The following is a 12,368-nucleotide window of genomic DNA, read 5'->3' on the forward strand; positions in this document are numbered from 1 at the left end:
ACACACGCAACCGCTCCCGAACAGTTCGAAGACCGCTTGATCTGGGCTTTCCTGCACACCTTCCTGCGGTACGGACTGATCCACTCGGCAGTCGACGGCCCCGAAGGACAGTGGTTCGTCCAGATAGGACCCGATCACCAGATCCATCACCTGACCGACACAGAGGATGCTTTCGACTTCGTCCTCGAAATCCTGGAGATCATTGACGACACGCGGGGCGGTGAACGGTGACGAACCCGAACGAGTCCCCCTCCACCCCGGAACCGTCTCGGGGCCTCAACTCGGTCTCGGGGCGAGCAAGTTATCGGCCAAGCTACTCTTCCCCGTCGGGGAAGGCAGCATGGCCATCTCCCGCCCCAGGGGTGGCGGGAGCGGTCCAGCACCGGGGGGCGCTGGACCGTCAGGCGGCGACCGAGGACGGGTCGCAGCCAGGGGTGGAGGAGGAGCCACGAAGCCCCGCGAGCGCCACTCCAGCACCCAGCACGCGTAAGCGCTCCCCCCAGAAGAACAAGCGCGCACGCATCTGCAACATCCGTCTCAACGACAACGAGTGGCGTCGGCTGACCACCGCAGCCCGTACGTCACGCAAGAGCCTGCCCGCCTTCCTCGTACGCGCAGGTCTCGCTGCCGCCGACGACTCCGAGAACACCGCGGCGGTCATCGCAGATCACCGAGACCTGATAGCCGAGCTGTTCGCCGCACGCCGTCATCTCGGCCAGGTCGGCAACAACTTGAACCAAGTCGCCCGTGCCATCAATAGCGGTGGACAGCCTGCGGAACTCGACGCCGTCGTTTCGGCCGTTCAGCGGGCGGTCGCCCGCGTGCAGGCAGTCACCGACCGGATGCTTGCACAGGATTGATCAATCGACTCGTCCAGACCATGAGGCGTTGCCGGCCAGCAGGCCGCAGACGTCGCGTCTGACCCCTTCCTGGAAGCGGTCGCGCAGCATTCCGACCTCGTCCTTGAGGGCGAGGAGCCCTGGAGTGTCCCGTGGGTCGGCAGTCGCGACGTAGTCGCGGGCACGTCGTAGAGCCCGAAAGATCTCGTCGGCCGCCCGAACGACGTCGAGCGGAGCCAGGACGTGGATCCGCTGCCGTGTGCCCCCAAGGTTGAAGCCGGCGAACGCCGCGTCGGCAGACGTCTCGCGCTCCTCGGCTGCCGTGGTCCGCAGCACGCGCAGGAGGTCCCTCCCCGTTTCCTCCATCGCTACCAGGTACTCGGCGTACAGCTCCGTACGTAGCTCCAGCAGGCGCGTGACCGCCTCCCGGCGCCACCGGCGACGATCCGCCATCGCCGTCGCGCCGGCCCCAAGCAAGACTCCCAGCAGTGCGACAAGCGGCGACATCCAGCTCATACGTCGGGTTTTCCCGCCGCCGGTACGTGGAACGCCTCCTTCCCGCTGGCCATCCCAGTTGATCAATCGGTTGAGGACAGCAGCATGATTCCCCGGATTCAGAAGCGCGGGCAGCGCACCATCGGCCTCCTCTACTACCTGTACGGGCCGGGCAAGTTCGAGGAGCACATCGACCCGCACCTGGTGGCCTCCTGGGACCACCTCGCACCCGACCCCGGACGGGATGGCACTGCCACCCTCAAGCAGCTCCAACAGCTCCTGGATCAACCGGTCGAGAACATCGACGAGGCGGAACGCCCCAAGCGCCATGTGTGGCACCTGTCCGTCCGCAACGGGCCCGACGACCGGATCCTGAGCGACGAGGAGTGGGGCGACGTCGCCCGCCGCATGGTCGCCGCCGCGGGCATCGACGACCCGGAGCAGGTCGCGGGATGCCGGTGGGCAGCCGTCCGGCACGCCGACAACCACATCCACATCGTCGCCACCCTCGTACGCGAGGACGGCTACCGCCCCGACCTCAACAACGACGCCATCCGCGTCCAGGACGAAGCCCGTGCCTTGGAAGTCGAGTTGGACCTGCGCCGCCTCAACAAGGGCGACGGCACCGCAGCGAAGCGTCCCACCAGCGCCGAGCGCCACAAGGCCGAGAGGCAGGGCCGCGAGCGCACCGCACGAGAAGAGCTGCGCGAAACCGTGCGCCGCGCGGTCGCCGGCGCGGCGGGCGAGACGGAGTTCTTCGACCGGCTGACCGCCGCCGGCCTTCTGGTCCGCAAGCGCGTAGCGCCCTCCGGCGACCTGCTCGGCTACAAGGTCGCCCTGCCCGACGACCGCAACAAGGACGACGAGCCCGTGTTCTACCCCGGCGTGCGCCTCGCCCCCGACCTGTCCCTGCCCCGGATCCGGGAACGCTGGTCCGCCGACCACCCTGACCCGGCTCCCTCGCCAGAGACTCCCGGCCGTGCGACCCCGGACAACAACCCCTCTGCCGCGCGTCGCCGGACCGCATCGGCCGCCTGGGCAGCGCTCCCGATCGTCGAGCAGGGCGACGATGCGGTCGCCGCAGCACACATCGCGGCGACCGGCGAGGTCCTGGACGCGCTCGCGAAGACCTCCGCCGCCCACACCCGCCATGAACTGCGCGACGCTGCCTTCGAGTTCGAACGAGCCTCCCGCTCTCACATCCGCGCCGAACGCGGGCACGACCGGGCTCTGCGGCAGGCCGCCCGCGACCTCGTCAACGGCGGCCCCGCCCTCGGCCGAGGCGAAGACGGCGCCACGACCGCGATGGCGATCGACGTGCTGGTCTTCCTCATCACCGCCGCCATGCACTGGCACGCCAAGAAGGGCCACGCTCAGCAGGCCGAAGCCGCCCGCCAGGCCGCCGAGCACCTGCGCTCTGCCTACCAGGCCGCCGCTGCCCACCCCCTTGGCACGCTCTACCAGCGCGGCAGGCGCCTGGCCAGCCCTCTGGTCCAGCGGCAGACGTCGGTGCTGCGCCAAGCGCTGCCGGAGCTGGCGGAACAGATCCTGGCCGAGCCCGGATGGTACGCGCTCGCTGCCACCCTCGCCGACGCCGAAGCCGCCGGCCACGACCCGGCAAGCCTCCTCACCAACGCCGCCGGGCGACGGGAACTCGGCACCGCAGACTCCGTCGCGGACGTCCTCGTCTGGCGGCTGCGCCAGACCGCGGACCTGCCCGCCGACACCAGTGGCACGGCCGACGCGCACGCAGCAGAGCGCTCGCCACACCCGGCAGGACAGCGGGCACCGGGACGGTCCGGGCACCGGCGCAGATGACAGCGACTGTGGATTTTGTGAATTGAAGCAGGTCAGGGACTTGAGGCACGATCATGAAGCGAGCAGGACACGACGAGGGAGGGCCCCACGGTGTTTCACCGGATACGCCGCCGCCGTGCGGAGACAAACGAGATGCGGCGCCTGCATGACGAGGCATGGGCGCAGCTGGAGGGCCTGGTGCCCCCAGAGGCCGAACGAGTGCCGGCCGAACCACAGCCCTGCGAGCCGGCGTCGGTCGTGGATGACTTCCTCCCGCCGGAGCTGCGCGTCTTGAGCCACGACCAGCTCGCCGGGCGAATGACGCCCTGGCCGCAGCCGCTCGTCTTCGACGGAGATATGGTCGCCTGCGTCGAGTGCGGTACGTACCGGGACTGGCTCATCCTCTCCACCCGCGACCAGATCTGGCTGCGGTGTCGCCAGGGGCACCAGCAGCAGGAGACGCGCCTCGACACGGCCTGGTACAACCGTCATGCTGGGCCCGCTGACGCGACACATGCGACGTTCGAGGACTGCCTGCGGCACCTCGGCCACTGACCCCCACTCCTACGACCCCACCGGGCCCCCGAGCCCGTACTGACCTCCCGTCACCTAGCACCAAGGGGTCAGTTCCACCATGCGCGTTCGCATCGTCGCCGCCATCAGCTTCACCGCTGCTGCTCTCCTCGCCCTGCCCGCCTGCTCGACCACCAGCACCGGGGCCAAGCCGGCCACTCCCTCCTCCGCCCACGGCGGTGAGCCGGCCCATGCTGGACACGGTGCGCTGTTGGCGTCGACCGCGCTGAGGACGCGCCTGCTCGACGGGAGCGACCTCGGTAGCGGCTACGCCCGCAAGCCCGAGCGTCCCACCCAGCACGACGACGTCTCCGTTCTCGGCTGTCCCGCCTTGAACGACCTGGGCGGTGACGCGGCCATGGGCGGCTCGCTTGCCTTCTCGCACAAGGCGAAGGCCACCTTCGCCTACACAGCCAGCAGCAACTCGGAGGTCTCCGAGGAGTTGTACAGCGACACCGCGGGGAAGCTCTCGACCGGCACCGGCCGGATCTTCGAGGCCATGATCGGCTGCCCGCAGTACCAGGTCCTCGTCGGCAGCACGAAGGTCGACGTGACCACGCAGAAGATGACCGCGCCCGAGCTCGGAGACGAGCGCTGGAGTCAGCTCCTGACCTTTTCCGCCGATGGGCGCGACACCGTGGTGAAGATCCGCACCACCTGGGACGGCCCCACCACCGGACCCGCGGCGGTTTCCGGCAAGAGGATCGTCTATGTCGCGCAGACCATGACCAACCCCGGCGTCGCAGGCGCCGCGAAGGGCGTGTGGGAAGCCGCGAAGGCCATCGGCTGGAACGTCCGGGTGATCGACGGTCAGGGCACTCCCGCCGGGATCCAAGCGGCCTTCAGCCAGGCCCTCGCCCTGCGTCCCTCGGGCATCGTCATCGGCGGCTTCGACCCGCGTCTGACGTCGCAACAGGTCGCCAAGGCCCGAGCGGAGCACCTCCCGCTCATCGGCTGGCACGCGGTCGACAACCCCGGCCCGAGCAAGGACCCCGCGCTCTTCAGCAACATCACCACCAACGTCCAGGACGTGGCGAAGATCAGCGCGGACTGGGTCATCGCGCACTCCCGCGGCCATGCCGGAGTCGTCGTGTTCACCGACGCCTCGATCCCGTTCGCCCGGCACAAGTCCGAACTCATCGAGAAAGGACTCGCCGCCTGCTCGGGCGTACGGCTGCTGGCGGAGGAGAACATCCCGATCTCGGACACCAGCAGCCGCACCCCGCAGGAGGTCTCCGCACTCCTCTCCCGCTTCCGGGACGGCTGGACCCACTCCGCCGCCATCAACGACGTGTACTTCGCCGATGCCGCCCCGGCCCTGCGCGCGGCCCGCAAGAAGGGCGGCGCCGCCCCCTACAACATCGGCGCGGGCGACGGCGACCCCTCCGCCTTCCAACGCATCAACAGCAGACAGTTCCAGGCGGCCACCATCCCCGAGCCCTTCGCCCAGCAGGGCTGGCAGATCCTCGACGAACTCAACCGCACCTTCTCCGGCACCCCCGCCAGCGGCTACGTCGCCCCCGTACACCTCTCCACAGCAGCCAACAGCCACGGGGAAACGACCTGGGATCCACCCGGCTACCGCGCGGCGTACCTGAAGATCTGGGGTGGCTAAGGGCTGTCCCCGGAACCACCACGCTGGCAAAGCCTCTCACTCGGCGTCGTCGAGACTCCCCGCGACAAGCAAAGCAAGCCTGCGCAAGCGCTGGTAGTACCGGATTCCCGCGAAATCGCTGATCTCAGGGATGACTCGGCCCCGTCAACTACTGCCGTCAGACACCACAGAGGCCCCACCGGGACATCATTCCGGTGGGGCCTCTGTGTTATTGCTGGCCGTTATCGACAGGGAATCCCCCTCGCTGGGCGACCAAGCTTCGCGTCAGAGATCAGTTTTCGACTTGGAGAGACGGGAAGTTCACCGACACGACCTGCAACCGCGTCGCGCGCACAAAGACTCCAACAGAAGCGATGAGCCGCCCACACGTGTGGGCGGCTCATCGTTATTCCCTTCCAGGTCAGGTGACGAGCTACGGAGCCCCTATGCGCAGAAATTCTGCATAGATTTGATGCAGCAGAACTGCATATCGATAATGGGCGTCGACAACTTCTCGCTCTTCGACAGCCACGCTTTCGCCGAATCGCTCCAGGCGAGAGATGACCCCTTCAAGCAACCCCAGGACGTCCGCCCGGCTCGGCCTAAATATCCCCTCATCGACAAAAAGGATCACCTGGGTCACATGTTCGTCGGCGAGAGCTAGGTCGCCATGAATGAGTGCAAGGTTCTCTCCTGCGCGCAACAGATTCTCACCGCGGCGTAGCCCGGGAAACGGCAAGGATCGCCAGAGGGCGTAGCTCTCCATGAAATCCGACAACGACTCGTCCTCTCATTAGTCGGCGCCATACCAGAAGGTTACGGCCTTGCCGCCGGGGCCGATGATCCCGCCCTTACCCGTCTGGGGGTCCACGTATTTTATCCCACGCGCACCGTCCGCCAGCGTCTCCAAGCTGGCGTTGAGCCCCCTCTTCCCGCCTGGCTGGGCAATTCCCGTCGCCCAGTCTTGCGCATCCTGGAGGTACTGCTCACGCGTGACACCGCGCCCCTTTGCATGCTTGTCCCAGTGGTATTCAAACTGATCCTGAGAAGATCTGCCGCTGGGGTTATGGAAGACGTCGTCGATCTTCTCGGGGCACAATCCCGAATTGTGCACCAGTACGGGCACTCTACCGGCGAGTACATAGTACGTGTGCAGGTTGTCGACCGTCAGGTTGTACGTCCTGGCGTTCTGTCTGAAGGGGCGGTTGCCCTTGACCGTGACCGCGCTGCCATCGACGGTTCGCAGTGTCATGCCGGGACGCAAGTGGGCGGCTTCGGTCCATGCGTTCTGCGATGGTGACCAGAAGGGATGCTCGTTGGTGGCGGTGAGGTGGCGGTTGCCCTGGGGGGTGGCGATGGTGAGTTCGTTGAAGTTTTTGTCGTGTTCCGTGACGATGAGGCCGGTGACCGTGCGCTTCCCAGTGCGGCCGCTGACCGGATCGGTGGCGAGTACCTGGTCACCGACCCGCACCGACTCGATGTTCTTCGTCGAGTGGTCTGCCATGAGCACTTTGGTGCCGGCGAGGAAGCACTTGAAGCACTTCGTCTTTTTCGCGACCCGTGAGCTTTCAGCGATGTCTTCGATACCTTCGCCGAGCTTCTTGAGGAGCTTGACCTTGCCGATGGGGAGGACGGAGATGGCGAAGGCGGTGCAGGCTCCGAAGTTGGGGTTTTTGATGCACTCCCTGAGGTCGTTGAGGCCGGTGATTTCCCATACCACGGCGGTGAGGGTGGGGTCGATGACGGGAGTGACGTCGCCGCCGGAGAGGACGCAGGGCAGGAGCCCGGCTATTTCGTTGCTGGTGTGAGAGACACAGTGGTGTTTTTTCGCAGCTTTCTGCTTCTCCTGTTCCTTGCGGGCTTCTTCGGCCTTGCGGCGTGCTTCGGCTACCTCGCTCTCGCGCTTCTTCTTCACCTCCGTCCATGCCTGGGTAGCGAGGGTGTTGGCTTCCTTGCTGCTCTTGCCGGCGTCGAGTGCGGCGGCACGGGCGTCGTCGGCCGCCGAAGTGGCGAAGATGGCCGAATAGCGCGCGTAGTTGGCAGAGAACTCCGCCTGGGCTGCGGAGCTTTCGGCATCGGCGGCATCGTGGTCGGCGGCATTGGCCGCGGTGCGTGCGGTCTTGGCGGACGTGGCCGCCTGGGCCGCGCTGTTCTCGGCGCTGGTAGCTGACTCGTCGGCGTCGTCGGCGTACTGTTTGGCGAGGTTGGCGGACTTCTTCGCCCCGTCCGCGGCCTTGGCGGCCTCGTCCTTGGCGTCGATGGCCTTGGCGGCGGCTTCTGCCGCCTTCCAGCTGTTCTGCCGTGCCTTGGCCGCCACTCCGGAGGCTTCGGCGATCAGCCGCTGCATCTGGGCGATGTGGGTGCTGGCGAGTTTGTCCTTGCGGTCGGCCATGTACTGGCCGACCTGGACGAAGTCGTGCAGCTGATCAGCGGAATCGGACAGGGCGATTTTGGCCGCGGCCTTCATCTCCGGACCGCCGTCGTTGACGAGCTTGGAGGCGTCGACCTGCTCGTCGGAGTTCAGCGCCGCATACTGGCCGTTGCTGATGAACGCGGCGAGCACCTTGCCCTTGCCGTTGGCCAGTGCGGCCTTGGACGCCTCCTTCACACCGGGGCCGCCGGCGTTGTTGATCTGCGAGACGCGCACGGCGTAGTCGGTGACGGCCACGTCGTACTGACCGGCCGTGTAGAAATCGCTGACCTGCTGATCGGATCCCTTCAGCGCTTCTGAAGCACCCTTGCGTACGACCTCGTAGGGGCTTTGTGTGCTGAGCTGGGAGACCTGCTCACGGATCTCCTCCTGGGCGGCCTGCTTCCACCCGGTGCGCAGGTACTCCAGGACTTCGTCGTCCAGGCCGGACAGGGCTCTGGCGGCGGCCTCCTGGTGCCAGGGACCACGGATCTTCAACGCCTTGAGGGCGAGGGCGCGGCCCTTGGCGGCGATGGCCTTGGTGTCGGCGTCGGGCTTGTCAGTCTCGGCGGCCAGTTCGGCTGCCGTGGTGTCCAGCGAACGGGACTCGACCAGGCCCGCCGCGGAGGCGGAGGTGACAGAGGCGGTCTGTGCCGCGTGAGACCTGGCGCGTTCGATGGCGGCAGCGGTGCGGGTGGTGAGGTCTTCCGCCTCGGCCTCACGAGCGATGCTGAAGACCTTCTTGGCGGTCGCTGCCGCCGACTCAGCCGCCTCCGCCGCCCTCTTGGCCGCGGCTGCATGCTTTTTTGCCTGCTCTGCCGCCTTGGCCGATTCACCGGCGTGCTTGGCGGCCTCCTCCGCGGCCGTCGCGGCGTTGTCCGCATGCGTGGCCGCGGAATCCGCCGCCTCACGTGCTTCGTCAGCGGCACTGGCGGACTTGCGTGCCAGGGCTTCGGCGGCGTTGGCCGCACGGTCGGCCTCGTTGGCGTGGCGGCGGGTCTCCGCGGCGGCCGCCCTGGCCTCACCGGAGTGGACGCCCGCGGCCTCGGCGTAGTTGTTGGCCTCATCGGCCGCGTCCGCCGCGGCGTTGGCGTTGCCGCTGGCGCTGCGAGAAGCCTTTGCGGCGGCGCCCGCGGCCAGCGAGGCTGCGCCGGCCTCCTTGGCGGCCTCCACGGAAGTCCTTGCGAGGGTGGCCGCCGCCCGTGCCTTCTTCGCCATGTCCCTGGCTTCGCCCGCCCGGCCCGCGTTGTACGCGGCCGCGATAGAGGCGTTGTAGGCATCATTGGCCGCGTCGGCGGCATTGGCGGCTGCCGCGGCGGTCTGCGCCGCCGCGAAGGCGGCCATGCGGGCCGAGCGGTTGGCAGCGTTGGCCGCGCTGATGGCCGTCTGCGACGCGGCGGCGGCAGCCCGGGCCGCATCGGCAGCCTGCTTGGCCTTGACGGCCGCCCGCTGGGAGTCGTTCTTGGCGGCGTTGGTCTCCCGCGCCGCCTTCAGCGCGGCTTCCTTGGCAAGATCCGACGCCTCGATCGCACGCGTGGAGGCTTCCTGCGCCTTCTCCGTCGCCTCCTTGGCCCGCTTCCCGGCCAAGGTCGCCTGCGCGGTCAGCTGGGCGATGGTGGCATGTTCCTGGTCGCGGTTGCGCGCGACGAACTGCCCTACTTCGAGAAATTCGACGATGTCGTCGGGCGTGCCCTTGAGCGCGACCTTTCCGGCCGCCTTGACCGCCGGGCCGCCCGAGTTGACGAGCTGCGAGACCTCGACCTCGTTGTCCGTCTCGCGCGCCGTGTACTGCCCCTCCTCAAGGAACTTCGCCCGGTCTTCGGGGGTGCCCTTCAAGGCTGCCTTGCCGGCGTCCTTGACCCCGTTGCCCCCGAAGTTGATGACCCGGGAGACCTCGACCTGCCTGTCCTCCTCCAGCGGAGCCTTCCAGCCATCCTTCAAAAACGCCCGCAGCGCCTCGGGCTTCTCCGAAGTGCTGTTCTTCAAGGCGCTCTTGGCTGCCTCGCGTACCGCGGGACCACCGGCGTTGAAGATCCGGCTCGCATCGACGTAGTCGTCGACGAACTCGATGCTGTCCTTCTGGTCGAGGAACGTCTTGAGATCCTGGCCCGAGCCGACAAGCGCCTGCTCGGCCGCCTCCTTGACCCCGGTACCGCCGTCCATCCATAGCCGGACGACCAGACCACGCATGTAAGGCAGGTCGTCGTTGGTCTCCGCCGCAACGACGGGCTCTGCCCCCAGGAGTCCGGCCACCAGCGAGGCGGTCAGCAATACGGCCCAGGCACCACGACGTGGCGGTCCGCTTCTGCTGGATAAGGGGCCACTTCTGAGGAGCCATGCGGCTCTCGTTGCGCTCGGTCTCGGTCTCATCCGGTCAGTCCTCTCTTGTCCTTCATAGCGATCGGTAGTACCCCCAGCGCCCGGTAAGCCCGTTCAGCGAAAGGGGAAGCACGCACGGATGCGCATCAGGGGCGGGTAGACAGATGGCCACGCAAGCGGATCTGCTTACCGGTCCGGCACCCGGCTCGCGAGCAGAGCGCGAAGTGTTGACGGCGCCGGTGAAGGGCGCCGGGGCATGGATGGTGCCTTCACCAGCTTGGTGTCGAGGGAGGAGGTCTGAAACTGGCCTGTGCCTTGGCTGGGTTCAACAGGTCAGTAGTCGAAGGCCAAGTTGCTCGACGCACGTCGAAGTCACCGTCACCTCGTCAGCAGCGCACAGATCCTTCTGCTCACGGGCTCACAAGGACGCGTTCGGCGGGTACGGACGCGCTGGTGGTGTCGGGGTGGAGGGTGAGTTTGCCTCCGGGCCAGAGTGCGACGAGGTCGTTCTGGCGGGCGGGGCCGCCGAAGGCGCCTGCGGTGGCCAGCAGCGCGTCGCGCCAGCGGGACTTGGCGGGCAGCAGCCGGTGTTCGCGCGTGAAGGTTTCTGCGGCGATGTTCTCGTAGGCCGTGACCTCGCCGTCGCTCCAGCGCACGAACAGGTCCTGGTCTCCCGTTGCGGGGCCAAAGTCGCCCGCTGCGACGTCCCGGGCGTGCGGCCAGGTGGTGTCGGGCGGTGTGACGAGCTGCTTCTCGGCGTGCAGACCCTTGGCGTCGACGTTGGTGTAGAGCGTCACTTCACCGTCGGTCCAGGTGACCATGAGGTCGTCGCTGCGCGTGTTTCCGCCGCCGAAGCGTCCGGCGGCCATGGTGCTGGCGTGGGTCCAGGTGTCGTTGGGGCCCTTGAGCTCCACCTTGTGCGTCAGCTTGGTGCTTTCGTTGACGTCCTTGTAGAGGGTCAGCCTGCCGTCGGTCCAACGGACCAGGAGGTCGTAGTCCGCGTCACCGGTGAAGTCGCCGGCGGTGATGACCGCGGCCTGCTGCCATGCCTTGTCCTTGACGAGCTGGATGTCCTTGCCGAATCCGTATGCGCCGTTGCCCGGGTAGAGGGAGAGTTCACCGTCGGACCAGCGCACGATCAGGTCGCTGACGTTGTTGCGTACCGAGGTGGTGCGGAAGCGGCCAGTGGTCATGCCCCTGGCGTGGGTCCAGGTACCGGCGGAGCCCATGGATGTGCCGGTGCCGGGGTCGGGGTCGGGGTCCGTCGGCATGCCGGTGACGGCCTGCTGGTAGAGCCGGAGGGCGTCTTCGTCGAATTGCGAGGTGTAGCTGGTGTGGTCGTAGAGGCCGCCGGTCTTGTAGCCGCCGATGACACCGACGAGGCTGCCGCGCCGGCCGTCGAAGTTCTCCAGGAACGGGCCGCCGCTGACACCGGTGCGGAAGCCGTCGCACTTGATCTCCATGAACCGGCCCTGGAAGGCGGTGGTGTCATTGGTGCACTGAAGAGGGGTCTTCTGGCCGCTGGGGTAGCCGACGAGCGTCACGGCCTTGCGTGCGAGGTGCGCCGTGGGGACGGATGTCAGGTCGTTGCCCGGTCCGACGGAGTCCTCCAGCAGCTGACCTCGCGTGTTCGGGCCGACGCCCAGGAAGGCGAAGTCGACATCGTCGTCGGGAGTCGAAGCACGGTAGCGGGCATCGATCCAGATCTTGCCCTTCTGGACCGGGAAGATCCCGTAGGGGCTCTCTCCTGCCTGCCCGGCCTTCGACGCTCCGGTGCGGTAGCCGGGCACGAACGCGAATTCCTGGTGGCGATGGTCGCCGATGAGGCAGTGCGCCGCCGTGACGACCAGGCTCTTGGTCGGCGAAGCCACCGCACTGGCGGTGCAGAACTGATCCGGCGTGGGCGAGCCACCGGTGTCACGGATCAAGAACACGCCGACCGTGGCGATCCCCTCCGGCATCTGGTGGGACGGCTCACCCGCCAGGGACCGCTTGCGTGCCGGTCCGGCTCCTGGCGGCGCCTTCGCATCGGGCTGACGGGACTGCTCGGCGTCGACCGGAACGGCAGCACGGATGCGCTCCGGCGTCCAGTACCGCTGCGCCTGTCGCGCCGTATCGATCTGCTCCTTGCTCACGCCGTGCGCAGAATCGTGCCCGGTACTTGGCGGAACCGTGGTGGGGCTCGCCGGGCCGGGCCCGGTTCCGGGTGAACCCGGTCCCCCGAGGGGGAGCGCGGCCGACGGGGCGGTGACGGCCAGTGATGCGCACAGCGCAATAAAGGCGGCGCGGATCCACGGTATGCGTCTCATGGAGCTTTCCGTTGCGGTGTCGGGCGGGGGAA

At 67.7% G+C, this 12,368-nt stretch carries 8 protein-coding genes and 1 pseudogene; 5 read left to right on the forward strand and 4 right to left on the reverse strand.

Annotated elements, in window-relative coordinates; genetic code table 11:
• Together M8I34_RS20440 and mobC are read left to right on the forward strand one after the other, a co-directional pair.
• Window positions 1-231, forward strand: a 231-nt coding sequence (locus tag M8I34_RS20440; RefSeq protein ID WP_250050929.1) for a hypothetical protein, incomplete at its 5' end; no start/stop codon positions are given.
• Window positions 232-362: 131 nt separating this feature from the next.
• On the forward strand, window positions 363-860 hold the full coding sequence (gene mobC, locus M8I34_RS20445; protein ID WP_250050931.1) for a plasmid mobilization relaxosome protein MobC: 498 nt from the start codon (window positions 363-365) through the stop codon (window positions 858-860).
• Here mobC and M8I34_RS20450 read toward each other — a convergent pair whose 3' ends face one another.
• On the reverse strand, window positions 861-1,355 hold the full coding sequence (locus M8I34_RS20450; protein WP_250050933.1) for a hypothetical protein: 495 nt from the start codon (window positions 1,353-1,355) through the stop codon (window positions 861-863).
• Between the two features lie 84 nt (window positions 1,356-1,439).
• Between M8I34_RS20450 and M8I34_RS20455 the strand changes: the two genes are divergently transcribed.
• From M8I34_RS20455 to M8I34_RS20470, 3 genes and pseudogenes are all read left to right on the forward strand, one after another.
• Window positions 1,440-3,152, forward strand: a complete 1,713-nt coding sequence (locus tag M8I34_RS20455) for a relaxase/mobilization nuclease domain-containing protein (protein ID WP_250050935.1) — start codon at window positions 1,440-1,442, stop codon at window positions 3,150-3,152.
• 90 nt (window positions 3,153-3,242) lie between these two features.
• The gene (locus M8I34_RS20460; RefSeq protein ID WP_374210947.1) at window positions 3,243-3,686 is read left to right on the forward strand and encodes a hypothetical protein; all 444 of its coding nucleotides are present in this window, start codon (window positions 3,243-3,245) and stop codon (window positions 3,684-3,686) included.
• Window positions 3,687-4,359: 673 nt separating this feature from the next.
• Window positions 4,360-5,319: pseudogene (locus M8I34_RS20470) on the forward strand (substrate-binding domain-containing protein); the annotation flags it as partial.
• Window positions 5,320-5,731: 412 nt separating this feature from the next.
• Here M8I34_RS20470 and M8I34_RS20475 read toward each other — a convergent pair.
• The 3 genes from M8I34_RS20475 to M8I34_RS20485 all read right to left on the reverse strand — a co-directional run bounded on the left by M8I34_RS20475 (window position 5,732) and on the right by M8I34_RS20485 (window position 12,162).
• Window positions 5,732-6,076 carry a hypothetical protein gene (locus M8I34_RS20475; RefSeq protein WP_250050938.1) on the reverse strand — a complete coding sequence of 115 codons (345 nt, stop codon included), beginning with the start codon at window positions 6,074-6,076 and terminating at the stop codon, window positions 5,732-5,734.
• A 15-nt stretch (window positions 6,077-6,091) separates the two neighbouring features.
• Window positions 6,092-9,979 carry a polymorphic toxin-type HINT domain-containing protein gene (locus tag M8I34_RS20480; protein WP_250050940.1) on the reverse strand — a complete coding sequence of 1,296 codons (3,888 nt, stop codon included), beginning with the start codon at window positions 9,977-9,979 and terminating at the stop codon, window positions 6,092-6,094.
• 458 nt (window positions 9,980-10,437) lie between these two features.
• The gene (locus M8I34_RS20485) at window positions 10,438-12,162 is read right to left on the reverse strand and encodes a serine protease (protein WP_250050942.1); all 1,725 of its coding nucleotides are present in this window, start codon (window positions 12,160-12,162) and stop codon (window positions 10,438-10,440) included.
• Window positions 12,163-12,368: the final 206 nt, after the last annotated feature.

Source organism: Streptomyces sp. MCA2, assembly GCF_023544705.1.
Lineage (GTDB): Bacteria > Actinomycetota > Actinomycetes > Streptomycetales > Streptomycetaceae > Streptomyces > Streptomyces decoyicus.

Excerpts from the sequence above, each read along its gene's own strand:
- M8I34_RS20455 (WP_250050935.1), top strand. The coding sequence starts at position 1,440 with ATGATTCCCCGGATTCAGAAGCGCGGGCAGCGCACCATCGGCCTCCTC.
- M8I34_RS20450 (WP_250050933.1), bottom strand. The coding sequence starts at position 1,355 with ATGAGCTGGATGTCGCCGCTTGTCGCACTGCTGGGAGTCTTGCTTGGG.